Source organism: Rhodoferax sp. U2-2l (genome assembly GCF_020594515.1).
GTDB lineage: Bacteria > Pseudomonadota > Gammaproteobacteria > Burkholderiales > Burkholderiaceae_C > Rhodoferax.
On sequence record NZ_JAJCTH010000001.1, the window covers coordinates 301,068 to 321,101 of the forward strand.

22 protein-coding genes are annotated in these 20,034 nt (G+C 63.7%); 19 read left to right on the forward strand and 3 right to left on the reverse strand.

Features of this window, described 5'->3' with window-relative positions:
• Positions 1 to 70 precede the first annotated feature (70 nt).
• The 14 genes from LHU53_RS01330 (at position 71) to LHU53_RS01395 (ending at position 14,673) form a co-directional block, all read left to right on the forward strand.
• Positions 71 to 2,578, forward strand: coding sequence for a diguanylate cyclase domain-containing protein (locus LHU53_RS01330; protein ID WP_227330267.1), 2,508 nt, complete (start codon positions 71 to 73; stop codon positions 2,576 to 2,578).
• A gap of 111 nt (positions 2,579 to 2,689) precedes the next feature.
• The gene (locus LHU53_RS01335) at positions 2,690 to 4,333 is read left to right on the forward strand and encodes a 3-(methylthio)propionyl-CoA ligase (protein WP_227330268.1); all 1,644 of its coding nucleotides are present in this window, start codon (positions 2,690 to 2,692) and stop codon (positions 4,331 to 4,333) included.
• A gap of 56 nt (positions 4,334 to 4,389) precedes the next feature.
• Complete coding sequence (locus LHU53_RS01340) at positions 4,390 to 5,262, forward strand: branched-chain amino acid ABC transporter permease (protein WP_227330269.1); 873 nt, start codon at positions 4,390 to 4,392, stop codon at positions 5,260 to 5,262.
• Positions 5,259 to 6,524 carry a branched-chain amino acid ABC transporter permease gene (locus tag LHU53_RS01345; RefSeq protein ID WP_227330270.1) on the forward strand — a complete coding sequence of 422 codons (1,266 nt, stop codon included), beginning with the start codon at positions 5,259 to 5,261 and terminating at the stop codon, positions 6,522 to 6,524. Before LHU53_RS01340 ends, LHU53_RS01345 begins: the two co-directional genes overlap by 4 nt.
• Positions 6,521 to 7,339: an ABC transporter ATP-binding protein gene (locus LHU53_RS01350; protein ID WP_227330271.1), complete on the forward strand. Its 819-nt coding sequence runs from the start codon at positions 6,521 to 6,523 to the stop codon at positions 7,337 to 7,339. Before LHU53_RS01345 ends, LHU53_RS01350 begins: the two co-directional genes overlap by 4 nt.
• Positions 7,340 to 7,345: 6 nt before the next feature.
• The gene (locus LHU53_RS01355) at positions 7,346 to 8,053 is read left to right on the forward strand and encodes an ABC transporter ATP-binding protein (RefSeq protein WP_227330272.1); all 708 of its coding nucleotides are present in this window, start codon (positions 7,346 to 7,348) and stop codon (positions 8,051 to 8,053) included.
• A gap of 90 nt (positions 8,054 to 8,143) precedes the next feature.
• A complete protein-coding gene (locus tag LHU53_RS01360; protein ID WP_227330273.1) occupies positions 8,144 to 8,635 on the forward strand; it encodes a heme-degrading domain-containing protein in 492 nt (163 codons plus the stop codon).
• Positions 8,636 to 8,741: 106 nt separating this feature from the next.
• Positions 8,742 to 10,838: a 3-hydroxyacyl-CoA dehydrogenase NAD-binding domain-containing protein gene (locus LHU53_RS01365; RefSeq protein ID WP_227330274.1), complete on the forward strand. Its 2,097-nt coding sequence runs from the start codon at positions 8,742 to 8,744 to the stop codon at positions 10,836 to 10,838.
• Positions 10,839 to 10,883: 45 nt separating this feature from the next.
• Positions 10,884 to 12,059: an acetyl-CoA C-acyltransferase gene (locus LHU53_RS01370; protein ID WP_227330275.1), complete on the forward strand. Its 1,176-nt coding sequence runs from the start codon at positions 10,884 to 10,886 to the stop codon at positions 12,057 to 12,059.
• Between the two features lie 202 nt (positions 12,060 to 12,261).
• Complete coding sequence (locus LHU53_RS01375) at positions 12,262 to 12,561, forward strand: BrnT family toxin (protein ID WP_227330276.1); 300 nt, start codon at positions 12,262 to 12,264, stop codon at positions 12,559 to 12,561.
• Positions 12,545 to 12,811, forward strand: coding sequence for a BrnA antitoxin family protein (locus LHU53_RS01380; RefSeq protein ID WP_227330277.1), 267 nt, complete (start codon positions 12,545 to 12,547; stop codon positions 12,809 to 12,811). The genes LHU53_RS01375 and LHU53_RS01380 overlap by 17 nt, the downstream gene beginning before the upstream one ends.
• Before the next feature lie 192 nt (positions 12,812 to 13,003).
• Positions 13,004 to 13,315 (forward strand): Dabb family protein, encoded by a 312-nt coding sequence (locus LHU53_RS01385; protein WP_227330278.1) that lies wholly within the window; start codon positions 13,004 to 13,006, stop codon positions 13,313 to 13,315.
• On the forward strand, positions 13,312 to 14,004 hold the full coding sequence (locus tag LHU53_RS01390; RefSeq protein ID WP_227330279.1) for a DUF1345 domain-containing protein: 693 nt from the start codon (positions 13,312 to 13,314) through the stop codon (positions 14,002 to 14,004). The genes LHU53_RS01385 and LHU53_RS01390 overlap by 4 nt, the downstream gene beginning before the upstream one ends.
• The gene (locus LHU53_RS01395) at positions 14,005 to 14,673 is read left to right on the forward strand and encodes a DUF1345 domain-containing protein (RefSeq protein ID WP_227330280.1); all 669 of its coding nucleotides are present in this window, start codon (positions 14,005 to 14,007) and stop codon (positions 14,671 to 14,673) included.
• Positions 14,674 to 14,683: 10 nt separating this feature from the next.
• Here the strand turns inward: LHU53_RS01395 and LHU53_RS01400 are convergent, their stop codons facing one another.
• From LHU53_RS01400 to LHU53_RS01410, 3 genes are read right to left on the reverse strand one after another with little or no spacing between them, the layout of a single operon-like run.
• Entirely contained in the window at positions 14,684 to 14,833 is a 150-nt protein-coding gene (locus LHU53_RS01400; RefSeq protein ID WP_227330281.1) for a DUF3096 domain-containing protein, read from the reverse strand.
• A 4-nt stretch (positions 14,834 to 14,837) separates the two neighbouring features.
• On the reverse strand, positions 14,838 to 15,323 hold the full coding sequence (locus LHU53_RS01405) for an RcnB family protein (RefSeq protein WP_227330282.1): 486 nt from the start codon (positions 15,321 to 15,323) through the stop codon (positions 14,838 to 14,840).
• A 40-nt stretch (positions 15,324 to 15,363) separates the two neighbouring features.
• Positions 15,364 to 16,182 (reverse strand): beta/gamma crystallin-related protein, encoded by an 819-nt coding sequence (locus tag LHU53_RS01410; RefSeq protein ID WP_227330283.1) that lies wholly within the window; start codon positions 16,180 to 16,182, stop codon positions 15,364 to 15,366.
• 225 nt (positions 16,183 to 16,407) lie between these two features.
• On the opposite strand from LHU53_RS01410, the gene LHU53_RS01415 reads away from it, so the two are divergent.
• Genes LHU53_RS01415 through LHU53_RS01435 form a run of 5 tightly spaced genes read left to right on the forward strand, consistent with a single transcriptional unit; the run spans position 16,408 to position 20,033 of the window.
• Positions 16,408 to 17,124, forward strand: a complete 717-nt coding sequence (locus tag LHU53_RS01415) for an SDR family NAD(P)-dependent oxidoreductase (protein ID WP_227330284.1) — start codon at positions 16,408 to 16,410, stop codon at positions 17,122 to 17,124.
• Positions 17,121 to 17,570, forward strand: a complete 450-nt coding sequence (locus tag LHU53_RS01420; protein ID WP_227330285.1) for a PaaI family thioesterase — start codon at positions 17,121 to 17,123, stop codon at positions 17,568 to 17,570. The genes LHU53_RS01415 and LHU53_RS01420 overlap by 4 nt, the downstream gene beginning before the upstream one ends.
• 14 nt (positions 17,571 to 17,584) lie before the next feature.
• The gene (locus LHU53_RS01425) at positions 17,585 to 18,601 is read left to right on the forward strand and encodes an NADP-dependent oxidoreductase (protein ID WP_227330286.1); all 1,017 of its coding nucleotides are present in this window, start codon (positions 17,585 to 17,587) and stop codon (positions 18,599 to 18,601) included.
• Entirely contained in the window at positions 18,595 to 19,533 is a 939-nt protein-coding gene (locus LHU53_RS01430; protein WP_227330287.1) for a glutathione S-transferase family protein, read from the forward strand. Before LHU53_RS01425 ends, LHU53_RS01430 begins: the two co-directional genes overlap by 7 nt.
• Positions 19,530 to 20,033, forward strand: coding sequence for a GNAT family N-acetyltransferase (locus LHU53_RS01435; protein ID WP_370632194.1), 504 nt, complete (start codon positions 19,530 to 19,532; stop codon positions 20,031 to 20,033). The genes LHU53_RS01430 and LHU53_RS01435 overlap by 4 nt, the downstream gene beginning before the upstream one ends.
• Position 20,034: the final 1 nt, after the last annotated feature.

Sequence of the window (20,034 nt, forward strand, 5' to 3'; positions counted from 1 at the left end):
CACTGTTGGCAGGGGCATCCACCGGGTTGCCCGACCTCCCAAAACGTGGTCCGTTACTGTGGGTTAACTCATGCTTCTTGAGCGTTTTCAACCGCAGTCTCTCAAAACCCGCGTCTCGCTGTTGACGTTGTTGGTGTTTGTGGCGAGCTTTTTGTCGCTGGGCTTTTATGTCAAGGGGCTGCTGCGTGACGAGTTGTTGCTCTACACCGGCGAGCAGCAGCGCTCGGCTTTGAACCTGCTCACCGCCGAGATCAACCACGGCTTGCAAGCCCGCCTCGATGCGCTGACCACCATCGCGTCCGAGGTGTCGGAGCAGCAGTTGGCCGACCCGGCTGCACTGCAAGCCTTTTTGTTGCAGCGTCAATTTTTGACCGGGCTGTTCAACAACGGTATGCAGGTCTGGACCCCCCGGGGCTTGCTGACCAGCCTGTCAGCGTTGACGCCGAGCACGGGCGCTACCAGCCAGACGCCGCCCGAAATCGCCCAGGTACTGCAAGACGGCACGCCGCTGGTGCGGCGCATCCAGCCCCACCCTGAGCTCAACACCGCGTCGCTGCTCATGGCGGTGCCGCTGCGCAGCCCGCAGGGTGCGGTGGTGGGCGCGTTGGCTGGCGTGATCAGGCTGGATCAACCCAATTTTCTGAGCCAGCTGGCGGCGCACCGGTATGGCAAAAGCGGCCATTTTTTCCTGATTGACGCCAGCCAGCGGCTGATCTTTGCGACTTCTGACACCCCACGCCTTTTGGAGGTGCTACCTGCCGCTGGCATCAGCCCGTGGATTGACCGTTTTGTGCAAGGTTTTGAGGGCACGGCGCGGGTGGTCAACCCGCATGGTGTGGAGGTGCTGGTCAGCGTGCAGCAGATTCCGATGGCGGGTTGGTATGCCTCGGTCACGTTGCTGCCCTCGGAGACCTTTGCGCTGATCGACGCCCTGAAAAATCGCTCCCGCATGGCCGTGGTGTTGCTGGGCCTGCTGAGCATGCTGCTGATTTGGTGGCTGCTGCGTTGGCAGCTGGCGCCGATGACCACGGCGGTGCGGCTGCTGGATGGCTTTGTCCGCCATAACCAGCCACCCCAGGCCTTGCCGGTGGTGCGGCAAGATGAGGTGGGTCAATTGGTGGGCGGTTTCAACCGCTTGTTTGATGTCTTGTTGCAACAGAAAAATGTGCTGCGCGACAACGAGTTGCTCAAACAGGCGGTGCTCAATTCGGTCACCGCGGAGATCGCCGTGCTCGACGAGCATGGCGTGATCGTGGCCGCCAATGACATCTGGCACCGCGCGGCACCGCGCCAGATGCCACCTGGTGCGTCGGCATCCGGCGCCGTGCCAGTGCGCAACATCGTTGGTGCCGATGTGGGGACCAACTACCTGGCTGGTTGGCAGGATTTGGGCACCCGAGCCGAATCGGACGCCGACGTGATGACGGTACCCGATGGGGTGCAGGCGGTGCTGGACGGGCGCTTGCAGCGCTTTTACCGTGAATACCAATCCCCGCTGCGACCCGGGCAGCCCTGGTTGAGCATGAGTGTGACGCCGCTGCAGGGCCAGGCGCTGCGCGGGGCCGTGGTGTCGCTTGAGAACATCACCGAGCGGGTGCTGATGGATCACCAGGTGCGCCAACTGGCGTTTTATGACCCGCTGACCCAGCTGCCCAACCGTCGCCTGGTGGCTGAACACCTGTCGCAGCAGTTGGCCCGTGCGCGCCGCGCCCAAACCCGGCTGGCGCTGCTGTTCATTGACCTGGACCGCTTCAAGCCCATCAATGACGAGTTGGGTCACGAGGTGGGCGACTGGCTGCTGCAGGCGGTGGCGCGGCGCATTCAAAGTTGCATACGCGCCTCTGACACGGCCGGGCGGCTCGGTGGCGACGAGTTCGTGGTGCTGCTGCCCGAACTGCAGGTGGTGGATGACGCCACCCTGGTGGCCGACAAAATCTGCCAGGCGCTGGCGCAGGAATTTTTGACCGATCAGGGCGTGGCGCTCAGCATCTCGTCAAGCATTGGCGTGGCGCTGTACCCCGATCACGCGGACTCTGAAAAAGACCTGCTGCGTCTGGGCGACGAGGCCATGTACCGTGCCAAAAAGGGTGGGCGCAACGCCGTGGTCCTCAGCGTGCCGGCCACAGCGCCCAAACTGGACGACACCGCAGCGCATCGCAGCTCGTATGTGCATCTGCGCTGGAAGGCGGCTTTTGCCAGCGGTAACCTGGTCATTGACCAGGAGCACCAGGCGCTGTTTGATGAGGCCAATGCCCTGCTGGACACCGTGGCCCGGCGCAGCCAGCAGCCGCAGGCCTTTGCGGCGGCCTTTGCCAGTCTGCTGGCCCACGCGCAAACCCACTTTGCGCACGAAGAGGCGATCCTGGCGGATTGCGGCTATGCCCATCTGGCAGAACACGCCCAGGAGCATCGCACGCTGGTGCAGCGCGCACAGGCGCTGTTTGCCAGTACCCAGGCTGACGCGGTCAGTGCGGTGACGGAGGGCGCGTTGATCGATTTTGTGGTCAACGAGCTGGTGGCCCGGCACATCTTGCAAGGCGACCGGGCGTTTCACGCCAGCTTGATCCCGCCAGCCTGACGCTCATCAGGTGCCGACGGTACGGGTTTGTCAGTAGCTGTTGCGCCTGGGACAGGTCTGGGTTTGGCAGTACGATGGGCGGTTAAGTCAACCATAAAGAGGAGTAGAGACATGCTCGGACTGATGCAAAACCAGGCGCTGACCATATCGTCATTGATCGACTTTGCCGCGCGCCACCATGGCGAAGGCGAGATCGTCTCCAGGCGGGTGGAGGGCGACATCCACCGCTACACCTACAAAGAGGCCGCCCAGCGGTCGCGCCAGCTGGCCAACGTGCTCGATGCGCTCAAGATCCAGCCCGGCGAGCGGGTGGCGTCGATTGCCTGGAACGGCTACCGGCATCTGGAGATGTACTTTGGCGTCAGTGGTTCGGGCCGTGTGTTGCACACCATCAACCCGCGCATGCACCCCGAGCAAATCGCCTGGGTGATCCACCACGCGCAGGACCAGGTGGTGTGTTTTGACATGACTTTCCTGCCGATTGTCAAAGCCATCCACAGCCAATGCGCCAGCGTCAAGCACTGGGTGGCGCTGTGTGATGCTGACAAATTGCCTGCGGACAGCGGCATCCCGAACCTGCAAAGTTACGAAACTCTGCTGGCGGTGCAGCCGGTCACCTACACCTGGCCCGAGCTGGACGAAAACACCGCATCCAGCATGTGCTACACCAGCGGCACCACCGGCAACCCCAAGGCTGCCCTGTACAGCCACCGCTCCACCGTGCTGCACGCCTACGCGGCGGCGCTGCCGGATGTGATGTGCCTGTCGGCGCGCGACAGCATCCTGCCGGTGGTGCCGATGTTCCACGTCAACGCCTGGGGCATTCCGTATTCCGCCGCGCTCACTGGCGCCAAGCTGGTGTTCCCGGGGCCGGGCATGGACGGCAAATCGGTGTATGACCTGATCGAGTTGGAGCAAGTCACCTACGCTGCCGGTGTGCCCACCGTCTGGCAGATGCTGCTGGGTCACATGCAGGCCAACAAGCTCACGTTTTCCAGCCTGAAACGCACGGTGATCGGCGGCTCGGCCTGCCCACCAGCCATGATCACCGCGTTCAATGACCTCTATGGCGTGGAGGTGTTGCACGCCTGGGGTATGACCGAAATGAGCCCGCTGGGCACCTTGTGTACCCTGAAAAACAAACACCTCAAGTTGTCTGAAGACGACAAGATGAAGGTGCGCCTGAAGCAGGGCCGCGCGCTGTACGGTATCGACATGAAGATCGTCAACGGCGAGGGCGAGGAGTTGCCTTGGGACGGCCACACCTGCGGTGACCTGCTGGTCAAAGGCCCGTGGGTCATCCGCGAGTACTACCGGGGCGAGGGCGACACCCAGACCGTGACACCGCTGGTGGACGGCTGGTTTCCCACCGGCGACGTGGCCAGCATTGACGCGGACGGCTACATGCAGATCACCGACCGCAGCAAGGACCTGATCAAGTCCGGCGGCGAGTGGATCAGCTCCATTGACCTTGAGAACATCGCCGTGGCCCACCCGGCCATTGCCATGGCGGCGTGTATCGGCATGAAACACCCCAAGTGGGACGAGCGCCCGGTCGTCGCCGTGGTCAAAAAGCCCGGCACCGAGGTGACACGCGAGGCGTTGTTGGCTTTTTACGAGGGCAAGTGCGCCAAATGGCAGGTTCCGGATGACGTTATCTTCATGGAAGCCATCCCGATGGGCGCCACCGGCAAGATGCAAAAAAGCAAGCTGCGTGAGGTGCTGAAAGACTACCTGCTGCCGGATTTGCGTTGAAAATCCAGCTTGGCCGTGCCACCTCGACCCCCTCTGGCACCTCTTTGTTGTCCTGAATGGCATTTATCACCCTGTCCCTGTTGAATGGTCTGAGCTACGGCTTGTTGCTGTTTTTGCTGAGCGCGGGGCTGACGCTGATCTGGGGCATGATGGGCGTGCTCAACTTTGCCCACGCCTCCTTTTACATGCTGGGGGCGTACCTGGCCTACAGCGTGAGTGCCTGGCTGGGCTTTTGGCCCGCGCTGCTGCTGGCGCCGCTGGGTGTGGGGCTGCTGGGCGCGGCGTTTGAGCGCTTGGGCCTGCGCCGGGTGCGCCGTTTTGGCCACATGTCCGAGCTGCTGATCACCTTTGGACTGAGCTACATCGTGGTCGAAATCGTGCAACTGGTGTGGGGCCGCAGTTCGGTCGATTACCGCGTGCCAGCGGAACTGGATGGGCCGCTGCTGACCGTGTTCGACACCCAGTTTCCGCTATACCGCGCGTTCATCATGGCCGTCACGCTGGGGGTGTTGGGCGCGCTGGCGCTGCTGGTACGCACCCGCGCCGGGCTGGTGATTCGGGCGGCGCTCACCCACCCGGACATGGCGCAGGCGCTGGGCCACAACGTGCCGCGGGTGTTCACCAGCGTGTTTGGCGCGGGGTGTGCGCTAGCCGGGTTGGCGGGTGTGCTGGGCGGCAATGCCTTTGTCACCGAGCCCGGCATGGCGCAAGCCTTGGGTGGCGTGGTGTTTGTGGTGGTGGTGGTGGGCGGGCTGGGTTCGCTCAAGGGCGCGTTTGCAGCGTCCCTGCTGATCGGCCTGCTGCAGACCCTGGCCGTGGCGCTGGATGTGCGTGCCGCGCCAGTGTTGCCCTACGCGGTGATGGTGCTGATGCTGATTTTTCGGCCCCATGGTCTGGCTGGTGGCGCCGCGCGCACCAGCGCCTGGTGAGCTTGGTCCGCGTGACGTCCGCCCAGCGGCCCCCGGATGCGGCTGCTCACATCGGTGGCCGCCTGGCCCTGTGGGGCGGCTATGCCCTGGTGCTGGCGCTGGCGCCGCTGTGGCTGACCAGCAGCCTGAGCCAGTCGCTGCTGAGCCAGATGGGCATCGCCATCATCGTCTGCCTGAGCTACAACCTGCTGCTGGGGCAAGGCGGCATGGTGAGTTTTGGCCATGCGGTGTACTCGGGCGCCGGGGCGTTTCTGGCCATTCACACCCTGAACCGCGTGACGGGCGGCTGGGCGCTGCCGGTGAGCTTGATCCCGCTGTTGGGTGGTTTGGGCAGTGCGGCGCTGGCGCTGCTGCTGGGCTGGGTCACCACCCGGCGCGCGGGCACGCCGTTTGCCATGATCACCTTCGGTATCGGTGAACTGGTCTGGGCGGCGGCGCTGGTGCTGCCGGACCTTTTTGGCGGCGAGGGCGGTGTCTCTGGCAACCGGGTGACAGGCAGCGCCCCGTTCGGTGTGACGTTTGGGCCGCCCATCCAGCTGTATTACCTGATCGCGCTGTACACCCTGGTTTGCACCGCGCTGATGTACGTCCTGACCCGCACGCCGCTGGGGCGTTTGCTCAACGCTGTGCGCGACAACCCGCAGCGGGTGGCTATGGTTGGCTACAACCCGCAGCAAGTGCGCTACCTGGTGTTTGTGATGGCGGCTTTTTTTGCTGGCGTGGGCGGTGGGCTGTCGGCCTTGCATTTCGAACTGGTGAGCGCGGAAGTTTTCAGCGCCCATCGCTCCGGGTTGTACTTGCTGTTTACCTTCATCGGTGGCAGCACTTTTTTCTTTGGCCCGATATTGGGCGCGGTGCTGATGGTGCTGGCGCTGAGCTTGTTGCCCGGGCTCACCCCGGCCTGGCTGCTGTACCTGGGGGTGATTTTTCTGGCGATGGTGATGCTGGCGCCGGGTGGCTTGGCGGCGCTATTGGTCGCGTTGTGGCAAAGGGTCAGGCAGATTGCCTGGTGGCGGCAATGGCCGCAGCGGCTGGCGCTGCTGACTTCTGCGCTGCTCGCGATCAGCCCTTTATGGGTGTGGGCTGAGATGACTTTTCGCCTGCAGCTGGCCGACGAGCTGCCGCCTACGTTGTCGCTGCTGGGGCTGACGCTGGATGCCCACAGCCCGACGAGTTGGCTCGGCTCAGGCCTGCTGGGTGGGCTGGGCGCGGGTTTGTGGTGGGTGAGCAGGCGTTGGCTGGCGCAGAAAGAGCGGCCATGACACGGGCTTTTGACACCCCGGCCGGTTTGGTTTTGGGCGCACCCCAACTGGAAATCAAAGCCTTGCACAAGCGTTTCGAGCAGACCGACATCATCCGCAACCTGAGCCTGAGCGTGTGGCCCGGCGAACGTGTGGCCATCATCGGCCCCAATGGCGCGGGCAAATCCACGCTGTTTGACCTGATCAGTGGCCGCCTGGCACCCAGCAGCGGCCAGGTCTGGCTGGGCGGCCAGCGCATTGATGGCCAAAAGCCGTTTCAAATCAACCGCCTGGGCCTGTCGCGCAGCTTTCAGATCAGCCAACTGTTTCCCACCCTGAGTGTGTTTGACAACCTGCGCTGCGCCATGCTGTGGCAGCTGGGCCTGGGGTATGCCTTCTGGAAGTTTTTGGCCAGCCAGCGTGAAGCCAACGCCCGCACGCAGGCGCTGATGCAGCGCCTGCAGCTGGACAACGTGAGTGACACACCCGCCCAACACCTGAGCTACGCCCAGCAACGCGCGCTGGAGCTGGGCATGGCGCTGGCCTGTGACCCGGCCGTGCTGCTGCTGGATGAACCCACCGCCGGCATGAGCCAGTCGGAAACCAGTCACTTCATGGCGTTGATCGACGAGCTCACGCAAGGCAAAACGCTATTGATTGTGGAGCACGATATGTCGGTTGTTTTTGGTCTGGCAGACAAGATCGCGGTGATGGTGCAGGGGGAGCTGCTGGCGTTTGACCGTGTGGACGCGGTGCGCGCCGACCCGCGGGTCCAGCAAGCCTACCTGGGTGCGGTGTTGCCTGCATCCCCCGTCCACCAGCACGCCTGGGCCTGACGCAGCATGCTGACCATTCACAACTTGACCGCGGGTTATGGCGCGGGTGACGGCCAAAGCCAGGTGCTGCAAGGTGTGTCGCTGCGGGTGTTGCCGGGCGAGGTGGTGGCGCTGCTGGGGCGCAACGGCTCGGGCCGCTCCACGCTGGCCAAAGCCATTTTCGGGCTGGTTGCGGCGCAGGGCAGCATCACCTGGCGCGGGCGTGAGCTGATTGGCCAGAGCACCTTTGAGATTGCCCGCGCCGGGCTGGGTTACGTGCCGGAGAGCCGAGATGTGTTTCCAGATTTGACGGTGGCGCAAAACCTGCTGCTGGGTCAAAAACCCGGCCCCCAGGCGGGTCGCTGGCAGCAGGCCGACCTGCTGGCGCTGTTCCCGCAACTGCAGCAGCGCCTGAACGTCAAGGCTGGCGTGTTATCCGGCGGTGAACAGCAAATGCTGGCGCTAAGTCGCACGCTGATGGGCAACCCCGAGCTGATCATCATCGACGAGCCCACCGAAGGCCTGGCGCCGCAGCTGGTGGCGCAGGTGGGTACGTTGCTGACCACGCTCAAGGCGCGCGGCGTGGCGGTCCTGCTGATCGAGCAAAAGCTCACCATCGCGCTGGACGTCGCTGACAGCTGCGTGGTCATGGGCCAGGGCAGGGTGGTGTTTGACGGCACGCCCGCGGCGCTGCTGGCGGATGCCGCGGTGCAGCGGGCGTGGCTGGCGGTGTAAAACGGCGCTGTGCAGGTTCCGTTATCCCCCAACCCTTTTGGATGCCCACGATCTGCCGTGGGCTGATTCACTTTATTTTGAGGAACCAACATGGACATCCACCAAGACCTTGCCACCATTGCGCTGCAGGAGGCCAGGCTGCGTTTCAAGGGCTTTGACGAGGAGACGGCCTGGACACTGGGCTGCCTGTTGCGCAGCAGCGCCACGGCGCGTGGTGCGGCGGTGGTGATCGAGGTTCGGCTGGCCCGTGAAACTGTCTTTTTCCACGCCATGCCCGGCACCGCCCCAGCCAACGCCGACTGGGCGCGCCGCAAACGCAACACCGTCGAACTGCTCCACCGCAGCTCGTACGCCATCGGTCTGGCCATGCAAAAAGAAGACAGCTCCCTGGAGAAAAAAATGGGCCTGCCCCCGCGTGACTACGCCAGCCATGGCGGCAGTTTTCCGATTGCCGTGGAAGGTGTGGGCTGCATCGGCGTTGTCACCGTGTCGGGCCTGCCGCAGCGGGAAGATCACCAGCTGGTGGTGCAGGCACTGGCGGCGTTGACGGGGGTGCCGGTGCAGGACATCACGCTGAAATGACGTGACCTGTCACGCACGGATCAAACCAAGGGTTCGCCCGCAGTGCCGGCGTCATCCAGTCTTCCTACAATAAAAGCACGATCGTTCTATTTAAAAAGGAAAGCCCATGTCCGCTGACTACACCGTGCAAGGCCCGGTGGCTTTGATCACCTTGAACAACCCGCCCGTCAACGGCCTGGGCCTGGCCACTCGGGTGGCGCTGACCGATGGCCTGGCGCGTGCCTTGGCTGATGAGGCGGTCACCGCCATCGTGATCACTGGCGCGGGCAAGGCATTTTCCGGCGGGGCCGACATCACCGAATTCGGTTCCCCCAAAGCCTTTCAGGAGCCCAACCTGTTGAGCGTGATTCTGGCGCTCGAAGCTTCGCCGAAGCCCGTGATTGCCGCCGTGCACAGCGTGTGTATGGGCGGCGGGCTGGAGCTGGCGCTGGGCTGCCATTACCGCATCGCCGCACTCGGCTGCCAGGTGGCGCTGCCCGAGGTCAAGCTGGGTCTGCTGCCCGGCGCCGGGGGCACCCAGCGCCTGCCACGCGCGCTGGGCGTGGAACCCGCGCTGAACATGATCGTGAGCGGCGAGCCGGTCAAGAGTGAACATCTGTTGGCACTGCCGGGCCAGAAGCTGTTTGACAAACTGGCCATGTCGCCCGACACCCTGCTGGCAGAAGCGCTGGCCTTTGCCCTGGAGGTTGCCAACGTGCGCCCGCTGCCGCTGGTGCGCCATCTGCCCTGCAAGCACCCGCAAGGCGACGGTTATTTTCAGTTTGCCCGCAACATGGTCAAGGGCATGGCCAAACACTTTCCGGCACCGCTCAAGTGCATTGACGCAGTGCAGGCGGCCACGCAAAAGACGTTTGTGGACGGCATGGCTTTTGAGCGCGACACCTTCCTGAACCTGATGTGGACGCCCGAGCACCGCGCGCTCAAACACCTGTTCCTGGCCGAGCGCGCAGCGTCCAAAGTGCCGGATGTTCCCGCAGATACGGGGCTTCGAGCGATCCACAGCGTCGCAGTCATCGGCTCGGGCACCATGGGTGGCGGCATTGCGATGAACTTTTTGAACGCCGGTGTGCCGGTCACGATCCTGGAAGCCCAACCCGAGGCGCTGGCGCGCGGGCTGGCCACGATCCGCAAGAACTACGAATCACAGGTCAAAAAAGGCAAGCTCAAGCCCGACAAACTTGAGCAACGTTTGGCGCTGCTCAGCACCACCCTGAGTTACGACGACCTGAAAGATGCCGACTTGGTGATCGAAGCCGTGTTTGAAGACATGGGCGTGAAAGAAGCCGTGTTCCGCGAGCTGGACCGCGTGATGAAGCCCGGCGCCATCCTGGCCAGCAACACCTCCACGCTGGACTTGAACCACATCGCCGCCATCACCCAGCGGCCGCAAGACGTGGTGGGCCTGCACTTCTTCAGCCCGGCCAATGTCATGAAGCTGCTGGAAGTGGTGCGCGGTGACAAGACCGCCAAAGACGTGCTCGCCACCGTGCTGGCCTTGGCCAAAAAGATCAAAAAGACGGCGGTGGTGTCGGGCGTGTGCGACGGCTTCATCGGTAACCGCATGGTGGACCCCTACATCCGCCAGGCCGGTTTTCTGCTGGACGAAGGCTGCACGCCAGCGCAGGTGGACCGGGCGATGGAGAAATTCGGCATGGCCATGGGGCCGTTTCGCATGAGCGACCTGGCGGGCAACGACATCGGCTGGGCCATCCGCAAGCGTCGTTACGTGGAGGCACCGCAGGTCAAATACAGCCGCACAGCCGACCTGCTGTGCGAACAAGGCCGCTTCGGCCAGAAAACCGGCGCGGGTTGGTACGACTACCTGCCCGGCAAACGCGACGCGGTGCCCAGCGCCCAGGTGGTGCAGATGATTGAAGAGCACCGCGCCAGTCTGGGCATCACCCCGCGCAAAATTTCTGACGACGAGATCGTGCAGCGGCTGGTGTATGCGCTGGTCAACGAAGGCGCCCGCATCCTGGAGGACGGCATCGCCAACAAGTCCAGCGACATCGACATCGTCTACATCTATGGTTACGGCTTTCCGGTGCACCGCGGCGGCCCGATGCATTACGCCAACGAGGTCGGTCTGTTCAACGTGGTGGCGGCCATGCAGCGGTTTGCGCATAACCAGCTGGACGATGCCAGCTTCTGGCAACCCGCGCCGCTGCTGCAGCGGCTGGTGGCAGCGGGCAGCACCCTTTGACGCCGTCGGTTCGACATCTGCAAGCTATCCCTACAGGAACACACCATGACCTCTGCCGTGATCGTCTCCACCGCCCGCACGCCGCTTGCCAAAAGCTGGAAGGGCGCTTTCAACATGACCCATGGTGCCACGCTCGGCGGCCACGCGGTGCAGCACGCCATCCAAAGGGCTGGGCTGGACCCGGCCGAAGTGGAAGACGTGATGATGGGCTGTGCCTTCCCCGAGGGCGCCACCGGCAACAACATCGCCCGCCAGATCGCGCTGCGTGCCGGTTGCCCGGTGAGTGTGCCGGGCCTCACCATCAACCGCTTTTGCTCGTCGGGCCTGCAAACCATTGCGCTGGCGGCGCAACGCATCGTGGCCGGTGAGGGCGACATTTATGTGGCGGGCGGGTTGGAAAGCATCTCTTGTGTGCAACAAGAGATGAACATGCACATGATGGCCGATCCGTGGTTGACGGCGAACAAGCCCGAGCTGTACTGGACCATGTTGCAAACCGCTGAAACCGTTGCCAAACGCTACGGCATCTCTAGAGAAGCCATGGACGCGTACGGCGCGGCCAGCCAGCAAAAAGCCGCCGCCGCATTGCAGGCGGGCCTGTTCACTGCAGAAATCGCCCCGATCACCGTCACCATGGGCGTGGCCGACAAGGCGCTGGGCCTGATCACCCGCGAAGTCACGGTCAGCCAGGACGAAGGCATCCGCCCCGGCACCACCTATGAGGGCATCAAGGATTTGCGCTCGGCGCTGCCCGGCGGCTGGGTCAGCGCAGGCAATGCCAGCCAGTTCTCCGACGGCGCGGGCGCGGTGGTGGTGATGAACGAAACGGTGGCACAGCGCCGTGGCCTGCAGCCGCTGGGCCGCTTCCTGGGTTTTGCCGTGGCCGGTTGCGAGCCCGACGAGATGGGCATCGGCCCGGTGTTTGCCATTCCCAAAGTCTTGGCCAAACTGGGCCTGACGGTGGACGACATCGACCTGTGGGAGCTTAACGAAGCCTTTGCCGTGCAGGTGATCTATTGCCGCGACCGGCTTGGCATCGACAACGCGCGCCTGAATGTCAACGGCGGCGCCATCGCCGTCGGCCACCCCTACGGCATGAGCGGCCAGCGCCTCACCGGCCACGCCTTGCTGGAAGGCAAACGCCGCGGTGCCAAGCGGGTGGCGGTGACGATGTGCATCGGCGGCGGCATGGGGGCGTGCGGGGTGTTTGAGATCATCTGAGTCCTTGCGGGACAGACCTAAAGTGACACGCAGTGCACTTTTGCTCTGTCCCCAACACTTTGCCGGATGTTGGATGTCCACCTTGCGGGACAGACCCAAAGTGACCCAAAGTGCACTTTTGCTCTGTCCCCAGCACACGATGTCGCTGATGACTACAGCACATTGACACCGGTCAATTTGTATATGTTGATAATATGCACCCATGATCGACTTTGATAGGATTCAGGGCTTTGACTGGGACGAGGGCAACGCCCGCAAGAACGACAAACACGGCGTTTCGACGAGCGAGGCCGAGCAGGTTTTCTTCAACGCACCGTTGTTGATGTTGGTGGACGCAGTCCACAGCCAGCTTGAACCCCGTCTGCACGCCTTGGGCAAAACCGATACCGGGCGTTTGCTTCACATCACCCTGATGCTGCGCCAAAACCAGAGTTTGATCCGGGTGATTTCCGCCAGAGACATGCACCGCAAAGAAAGGGCGATTTATGACCAGCCAGCCTAAACCCCTGCCGAAGTTTGACAACGAGGCGCAAGAACGCGCTTTTTGGGAAACGCACAACTCTAGCGACTTTGTGGATTGGACGGCGGCCAAAAAAGTGAGCCTGCGCAACCTCAAGCCCACCACCAAAACCATTTCGCTGCGCCTGCCGCAGCATCTGCTGGACGACATCAAAACTGCCGCCAACTCGCGTGACGTGCCTTACCAGTCGCTCATCAAGGTGTGGCTGCAGGAAAAATTGCACACGCTGTAAGCACATACCGCCTCCAAACCGCCACCTCACCCGCCCCATGACCCCGCAAGACTTCATCTCCAAATGGGGCGCGCCCGTTATGAATCAAGCAATGCTGCCCGCCGTTCGCCAAACCCTGGGCTGAGTCATCAGCTTGTCAGCCGCAGGCCGCCGGCCTTTGCCAATCAGATCACTATTTATCGGAGAGCCCAAATGCTCACACACATCGTCATGTGGAAACTCAAGGACCACGCCGAAGGCGCGGACAAGGCCACCAACGTGGCCAAAGCCAAAGCGCTGCTCGAATCCTGCGCGGCGCTCACCGCCGGTATCCATCGCTTTGAGGTCGCCACCGCCCAGCCGGGGCATGAGTGCACCTATGACCTGGTGCTCAATGCCGTTTTTGAAGACGCCGAGGCACTCGATGCCTACCAAAAGCACCCGGACCATGTGGCCATCAAGCCGTTCATCGGCGCCCTCCGGCTGGAGCGCCAGTGCATGGACTACACCTGGCCCGCACCATGACGCAGCCCTCTGAAACGACCGCAACCCATGTGCCTTATGTGTTGCGGGTGGTGTTGTCGCGCCCGGTCTTTTGGGGCAGTGTGCTCTTGGGGCTGGTGGTGGGCTGGATCGTGCCGGGGCAAGTCGGGCAGCCGTGGCTGCCCAAGCTGATCATTGGTTGGAACGTGGGGGCAGGGGTGTTTTTGCTGTTCTCGGCCTGGCAGATTTTTGGCAAACCGCGCTCCAGCGTGCGGGTGCTGGCGGTGCTGCAGCAAGACGGGCGGCAGCAGGTGCTGGGGCTGGCGCTGGCCTTGATTTTGATGTGCCTGGGGTGTGTGGTGGCCGAGCTGGCGCAAGCGCGCTCTCTGGCGGGGCCGGAGCGTCTGGCGCATCTGGTGCTGGCCGGGTTGACCTGGCTGACGGCCTGGGTCTTTGCCCACGCCGTGTTTGCGCTGCATTACGCCCAGGCCTACTTTTATGCGCAGGTGCACGCCCAGCCCGCGGTGCTGACCTTTGCCAATGGCCGCAAGCCCGATTACCAGGATTTTCTGGATGTGTCGGTGGGCCTGGGTGTGCTGGGTCGCAGTGCCAGCGCCACCCTGGTCAGCCCGGCCCTGCGCTGGGCGGGCTTGGCGCAACAGGTGCTGGCGGTGTTGTTCACCTTGACGCTGCTGGTGCTGTTGGTCAATGTGGCTGCCGGGCAGCAGTAAGTGGACCATTCGGCCTATGTGTTGCGGGTGGCGTTGTCGCGCCCCAGGCTGTGGAGCAGCTTGCTCGCCGGCCTGCTGACGGCGGTTTTGATTCCGCCAACGCTGGTGCACCCCTGGGTGACGCGCGCCATCATTGGCTGGAATGTGGGTGCCGTGGTGTACTTGCTGCTGGCAGCCAAGATGATGTTCTGGTCGTCGCACGAGCGCATGCGCACCCGCGCGGTGACGCAGGACGACGGCAAATTTCTAGTGCTGATGCTGGTGGTGACCTCGGCGTTGATGTGCGTGGCCGCCATCGTGCTGGAGCTGTCTCAGGTCAAAAGCCTGAGTGGGAGCGAGCGTTTAACCCGCATGGCGCTGGCGGGGTTCACTCTGGTGAGCTCGTGGGCCTTCACGCAGGTGACGTTTGCGCTGCACTACGCGCATGATTTTTACGTGTTGGAGAGCCGGGGTGACCCCGGCGGCCTGCTGTTTCCGGGCACGCCCAACCCGGATTACGCCGATTTTTTGTACTTTGCCGCGGTGATCGGCACCTCGGCGCAGACGGCCGATGTCAGCTTCACCAACCGCCAGATGCGCCGCACCGGCCTGCTGCACTGCGTGCTGGCCTTTTTCTTCAACACCACGCTGCTGGCGCTGACGATCAACATCGCCTCCGGGTTGTTGTGAGGGTGGCTGGCTAGCGCAGCGCTCCGGTGCCAAACAAACCCACCAAGCCGATGACGATCAGGTAGATCGCCACGATGTAGTTCAGCAGCCGGGGCACGGCCAGGATCAGAATGCCAGCCAACAGGGAAATCAGCGGCGTCAGGCTCAAGTGCAGGTTCATGGCGTCAGTTGCTCAGCAGCAGTTGCAGGATGATGCCGGTGGTGATGGCCACCAGCAGGTAGTCGCCGCCGCTTTGCACCCAGTGGTAACCACGCGGGGGTGCATTCAGGTGGTGACCGCGCCAGTCGTTCACCACATATTGCCTGCTGCGGTATTGCAGCGGCAGGCGGTCACCCCGGTAATACGAGCGCTCTGGCCCGGCGCCGCGATGGTCGCGGCGCATGTCGTTGTTCATGCGGGGTTGCGGGTCATAACGCGGCTGGCTGTAACGCTGCGGCGGGTTGCGGTCGTCGTTGCGCTGCTGATAGTCTGGCCGGTTGGGCTGGCGGGCGTTCGGGCTGGGGCGATGGCGCTGGTCCGGCCCGGCGCAGTTGCCGTCGCGGCAGTTGTTGTTGCCGCGGTCGTGGCGGCTGTTGCCTTGGGCAAAGGCGCTGCCAGCGGTGGCTAAAGCCAGAGCCAGCGCAATGCTTAAAAATGTTTTTTGACGCAAGGTGTTCTCCTGAAAGTTGAAAAAGGGGGTGGCGCGGACGTTATTCGCGGGGCTCGCCACGCTGATTGACGGTGATGCTGCGGCCCGGGGGCGCAGTCATCTGTGCCTGGTGGTCCATGCCACGGAAGGTGTAGCTCACATCCCAAAACTGGGGTGCGGCCTGGCTGGGGACGTCACGGCAGCGCTGCACATCGCGCGTTTGTGCGGGCAGTGGGGTGTTGTTGCGCCCGACCTGGTTGCCAATCGCCGCGCCGGCCACCACGCCACCGATGGTGGCCAGGTCTTTGCCGCTGCCACCGCCCACCTGATGCCCCAGCACACCGCCCAGCAGGGCGCCTACCACGGCACCTGGCACATTGGCGTTGCTTTGTTGCTCTTGCGGGACTTGTTCCTGCTCGATCCAGCAGCGTTGCTCAGGCGGGCCCACCACCGCGCGCACCGAAGTTACCCTTGCCTCGTACAGGCGTTCGTTGTTGCGGCGGCGGAAATCAGGGGCCTCGGTAACAGGCATCGGGGCATAACGGTCATCGTCGATGCGGGCGTCATTGCGCACCATGCGTACCGACGACACCCGGTTGTTCAGGCCCATGTCGGCCAGCGACGCATAACGCCCCTGGCGCAGCACCACGCAGCGACCATTGAAGCGGCTGTCTTCACACACCTCCCAGCGCCCGGAGGTCACTTCGGCCGAGGACGCGCGGTCGTTGAAGCCATAGCGGGAAAAGTCGCCCACTTGCCGTTGGGTGCTGAAAGATTCGCCGCGAAAGTTGTTCTGCTCATAAAAGGTGACCTGGGCGCTCGCCTGGGCGGCCAGAGCCACCCCTGCGACGGCGAAAAACTGTCTGAGTGCGATGTGCATGAAGGTCTCCTGTGATGTGGGGCGCTGGTTGGTTGGCTACCAGCGCTGCCGCTCTGCCGATGTGGCCGAGCGATCAGCCCGTCTCAGTATGGCGACGGATCTGGCGGGGGTCTGTGCGTTCGCGAACACTGGGTGGGTGCGTGCCTGTTGCCAGCATGGCGGCGAAAAATTGCGCCAGGACACAGCGCTATTTCCTGCAAAATAGGTCCAGAGAAAGGCCCCGACATGCCCCGCACCATCCACCAACTGTTCGATTTGACCGGCAAAACCGCCCTGATCACCGGCGGCTCGCACGGGTCGGGCCTGCACATGGCGCACGCGCTGGGCGAAGCCGGTGCGCGCCTGATGCTGTGCGCCCGCCACGCCGATGCGCTGGAAGCGGCCTGCGCCGACCTGCAAGCCGCCGGTCTGGATGCCCGCTGGGTGGCAGCCGACTGCGCGGTCGAGGCTGACCTGCACAAGCTGGTTGCTGAAACCCTGCAGCGCATGGGGGATGTGGATATTCTGGTCAACAACATCAGTGCCAATTGGGGCGACGCGGCGCCAGGGGACGCCGTGGCCGCCTGGGACGAGGTGATGAACCGCAACCTGCGTGGCACCTTTGTGTTGTGCCAGCTGGTGGCCCGGCACAGCATGATCGGGCGCGGCGGGCGCATCATCAACGTGGCCGCGGGCGCCGACTTGGGCGGCACGGTCTCTGAGCCGGGCAGCCTGGCCAACTACACCGCCAAGGGCGCGCTGATCAGCCTCACCCGTGCGCTGGCCCGTGAGTGGGCGCCCCACGGCATCAACGTCAACGCCCTCTGCCCGGGGCTGTCCGTCGGTCATGACGACCTCAAGGGCGCGGTGCTGCTGCTGGCCAGCGACGCGGGTAAATACATCTCCGGCCAATGTCTGGTGGTGGATGGCGGCGTCAGCGCCTGCCTGGAGGCGGTTGCATGATGGCGCTGAGCGTGCCCGGCACCGACTTTGGCGTCGAGATTCCGTTTGTCAGCCACCTGGGTTTTGTGCTCACCCAGTTTGCCGATGGCCAGTCCGAGATCTGTTTCACCGCCCGACCCGAGCACCTGAACTCTTACAACGTGACCCACGGCGGTGTGGTGATGACGCTGCTGGACGTGACCATGGCGATGGCCGCACGTGCCTCGCCCGGGCGTACCGGTGTGGTCACGGTGGAGATGAAAACCAGTTTCATGCGCCCGTCACACGGGCCGCTGGTGGCGCGCGGCACGCTCAAGCACCACACCGCCACGCTGGCCTTCACCGAGGCTACCGTGTTCGACGACCATGGCAAAGCCTGCGCGCACGCTACCGGCACCTTCAAATACATCCAGCGCCTGCCGGTGGGTGCCAAAAGCGTGCATGGATTGAACCGAGAACCCACCTGAAAGGACCCCGAACCATGCCACTGAACCACCAGATATTGCTCGACAACCGACCGGTGTGTGAGGCCGTGGCCAGCAACTTCACGCTGGTGTGCCATCCCACGCCAGCGCTGCTAAGCGGCCAGGTGCTGGTGCAGCACCACTACCTGAGTCTGGACCCCTACATGCGCGGCCGCATGAACGAGACCAAAAGTTACTCCGCACCGCAGCCGCTGGGTGAGGTGATGCTGGGCGGCACGGTGGGGGTGGTGGTCGAGTCGCGCCACCCGGCTTTTGCCGCAGGCGACACTGTGGTGGGTATGGGCGGCTGGCAGGAATACAGCGTGGTGGACGCCACCGAGCCGGGTGCGCTGCGCCAGGTGGACACCACCCGCATCCCCATGAGTGACTACCTGGGTGCAGTGGGCATGCCGGGCGTGACCGCCTGGTACGGCCTGGTGAAGATCATTGCGCCCAAAGCGGGCGACACCCTGGTGGTGAGTGCCGCCGCGGGCGCGGTGGGCAGTGCCTTTGGCGCGCTGGCCAAGGCCCGCGGCTGCCGGGTGGTGGGCATTGCCGGTGGCCCGGACAAGTGTGCCTATGTGGTGAACGACCTGGGGTTTGACGCCTGCATTGACTACAAGCAACATGCCGATGCGGCATCCTTGTCCCAAGCGCTGAAGGCGGCGTGTCCTGATGGTGTGGACGGCTATTTCGAAAATGTGGGCGGGATGGTGCTGGACGCGGTGATGACCCGCATGAACGCGTTTGGTCGCATCGCCATGTGCGGCATGATTGCCGGCTACGACGGTGCGCCCATGGTGATGAGTCACCCGGCGTTGATTTTGTTGAGCCGCCTGAAAGTGCAGGGGTTTATCGTGAGCGAACACCTGGAGGTGTGGCCGGAGGCCCTGAGGGAACTGGGCATGCTGGTGGTGACTGGCAAACTGCGCCCGCGCGAATCCATCGTCCACGGGTTGGCGGCGGCGCCCGAGGCGTTTCTGGGCTTGCTCAAAGGCAAGAACTTTGGCAAACAGCTGGTCAAACTATGCTGATCCTGCACCATTACCCGATGTCGCCGTTCTCGGAAAAAATCCGCGCGGTGCTGGGTTTCAAGCGGCTGGCCTGGCAGTCGGTGGTGGTCCCGACCATCCTGCCCAAGCCCGATCTGCTGGCGCTCACCGGTGGTTACCGCAAGACCCCGGTGCTGCAGATCGGCGCTGACATCTACTGTGACACCACCCTGATCTGCGAGGTGCTGGAGCAGCACGCGCCCACGCCCAGCCTGTACCCGGCCCAGGTGAACTCCGCGCTGGCCGACATCGTGGCGCAGTGGGCTGACAGCACCCTGTTTTGGGCCGCCATGGGTTACAACCTGCAAAAGGCCGGCATGGCCGAGCTGTTTGACGGGCTGCCCGCCCAGGTGGTGAAGGATTTTGCCGCCGACCGTGCCGCCATGGCCAGCGGGCTGGCCCGGCCCCGGCCGCCGGATGCCGCGGTGGCTTACCACGCCTACCTGCAACGGCTGGCGTCGATGCTGGAGGCACACCCCTTTTTGCTGGGCCCGGTGCCCTGCGTGGCAGATTTTGCGGCCTACCACCCGCTGTGGTTCACCCGCACGCAGGTGCCGGGTTTGGCCTCGATCCTGCACGCGGTGCCCACGGTGCTGCGCTGGATGGACCGCATCGAGGCCTTCGGTCACGGCCAAAAACAACACCTGAGCGCGGCAGACGCCATCGCGGTCAGTGCTGCTGCCAACGCTGCTGGCCGCCAGAATGACCCGGACTTTCAGGACCACCACGGCATACCGCTGGGCAGTCAGGTCAGTGTGGCTGCCGAGAGTTTTGGCAGCGAACCCACCGTGGGTGTGTTGCTGGAGGCCACCCAAAGCCATTACACCTTGGGCCGCACAGACCCGCGTGCAGGCGGGGTACGGGTCCATTTCCCGCGCATCGGTTATGCGCTCAGGCAGGAGGGATCGTCATGACGTTCAAACTGTGGTCCATTGGTACAGGCCGTGCAACGCATGAGGCATCATCAGCGCCGGTGTGGCGGCTGATGGCGTTCGAAGATTTGCGTGTGGGCGAGTTGTATGAGGCGCTGCGCCTGCGCAGCGAGGTGTTTGTGGTGGAGCAGGCCTGCCTTTTTCAAGACATGGACGGCGCCGACCCCAAAGCCATGCATTTGCTGGGCGTACAGCATGGCCAGTTGCAGGCCTATGCGCGCTGTTTTGAGGCCGGTGTCAAGTTTCCTGAAGCTAGTTTCGGGCGGGTGCTGACGCGCCAGAGCGCCCGTGGCCACGGGCTGGGGCATGTGTTGATCGAGCAGGCCATCTCAGCCATCAGCCAGGTCTGGGGCCCGCAGGCCATCCGCATCGGTGCCCAGATGCAACTGGCCGACTTTTACGCCAAACATGGCTTTGTGGATACCGGCACGCACTACCTGGAAGACGGCATTGCTCACCTGGAGATGCTGCGCCCCGCTTGAA

Excerpts from the sequence above, each read along its gene's own strand:
- LHU53_RS01330 (WP_227330267.1), top strand. The coding sequence starts at position 71 with ATGCTTCTTGAGCGTTTTCAACCGCAGTCTCTCAAAACCCGCGTCTCG.
- LHU53_RS01335 (WP_227330268.1), top strand. The coding sequence starts at position 2,690 with ATGCTCGGACTGATGCAAAACCAGGCGCTGACCATATCGTCATTGATC.
- LHU53_RS01340 (WP_227330269.1), top strand. The coding sequence starts at position 4,390 with ATGGCATTTATCACCCTGTCCCTGTTGAATGGTCTGAGCTACGGCTTG.
- LHU53_RS01350 (WP_227330271.1), top strand. The coding sequence starts at position 6,521 with ATGACACGGGCTTTTGACACCCCGGCCGGTTTGGTTTTGGGCGCACCC.
- LHU53_RS01355 (WP_227330272.1), top strand. The coding sequence starts at position 7,346 with ATGCTGACCATTCACAACTTGACCGCGGGTTATGGCGCGGGTGACGGC.
- LHU53_RS01360 (WP_227330273.1), top strand. The coding sequence starts at position 8,144 with ATGGACATCCACCAAGACCTTGCCACCATTGCGCTGCAGGAGGCCAGG.
- LHU53_RS01365 (WP_227330274.1), top strand. The coding sequence starts at position 8,742 with ATGTCCGCTGACTACACCGTGCAAGGCCCGGTGGCTTTGATCACCTTG.
- LHU53_RS01370 (WP_227330275.1), top strand. The coding sequence starts at position 10,884 with ATGACCTCTGCCGTGATCGTCTCCACCGCCCGCACGCCGCTTGCCAAA.
- LHU53_RS01375 (WP_227330276.1), top strand. The coding sequence starts at position 12,262 with ATGATCGACTTTGATAGGATTCAGGGCTTTGACTGGGACGAGGGCAAC.
- LHU53_RS01380 (WP_227330277.1), top strand. The coding sequence starts at position 12,545 with ATGACCAGCCAGCCTAAACCCCTGCCGAAGTTTGACAACGAGGCGCAA.
- LHU53_RS01385 (WP_227330278.1), top strand. The coding sequence starts at position 13,004 with ATGCTCACACACATCGTCATGTGGAAACTCAAGGACCACGCCGAAGGC.
- LHU53_RS01390 (WP_227330279.1), top strand. The coding sequence starts at position 13,312 with ATGACGCAGCCCTCTGAAACGACCGCAACCCATGTGCCTTATGTGTTG.
- LHU53_RS01400 (WP_227330281.1), bottom strand. The coding sequence starts at position 14,833 with ATGAACCTGCACTTGAGCCTGACGCCGCTGATTTCCCTGTTGGCTGGC.
- LHU53_RS01410 (WP_227330283.1), bottom strand. The coding sequence starts at position 16,182 with ATGCACATCGCACTCAGACAGTTTTTCGCCGTCGCAGGGGTGGCTCTG.
- LHU53_RS01415 (WP_227330284.1), top strand. The coding sequence starts at position 16,408 with ATGCCCCGCACCATCCACCAACTGTTCGATTTGACCGGCAAAACCGCC.
- LHU53_RS01420 (WP_227330285.1), top strand. The coding sequence starts at position 17,121 with ATGATGGCGCTGAGCGTGCCCGGCACCGACTTTGGCGTCGAGATTCCG.
- LHU53_RS01425 (WP_227330286.1), top strand. The coding sequence starts at position 17,585 with ATGCCACTGAACCACCAGATATTGCTCGACAACCGACCGGTGTGTGAG.
- LHU53_RS01430 (WP_227330287.1), top strand. The coding sequence starts at position 18,595 with ATGCTGATCCTGCACCATTACCCGATGTCGCCGTTCTCGGAAAAAATC.
- LHU53_RS01435 (WP_370632194.1), top strand. The coding sequence starts at position 19,530 with ATGACGTTCAAACTGTGGTCCATTGGTACAGGCCGTGCAACGCATGAG.